A 267-nucleotide genomic window follows, 5' to 3' on the forward strand; every position below is an offset into this window, starting at 1 on the left:
GTCCCACGCGAAGATCTTCATCACGATCATGGGGCAGGACGACGATCAGGAAGCGGTCAAGGGCAACCTGCGCATCCTTAACGATGCTGCAGGCTTCCTGCGCATGCAGCTCGGCAAGAGCATGAAGCTGCGTACTGTTCCGCAACTGCATTTCAACTACGACGCCAGTATCCGTCGCGGTGTCGAGCTGAGCTCGCTGATCGAGCGCGCAGTTGCTGAAGATCGCAAGCACAGTGATGAGCGCGGAGAATAAACGTGGCACAGGTC

1 protein-coding gene is annotated in these 267 nt (G+C 57.7%); it reads left to right on the forward strand.

The window, feature by feature from the left end; translation table 11 throughout:
* Positions 1 to 253 (forward strand): 30S ribosome-binding factor RbfA (rbfA, locus tag AAEZ09_RS28400; protein WP_350601674.1); only part of this gene is annotated, 253 nt, incomplete at its 5' end.
* Positions 254 to 267 lie beyond the last annotated feature (14 nt).

The sequence above is a fragment of the Pseudomonas sp. 65/3-MNA-CIBAN-0223 genome, from assembly GCF_040310425.1.
Taxonomy (GTDB): Bacteria; Pseudomonadota; Gammaproteobacteria; order Pseudomonadales; family Pseudomonadaceae; genus Aquipseudomonas; species Aquipseudomonas gregormendelii.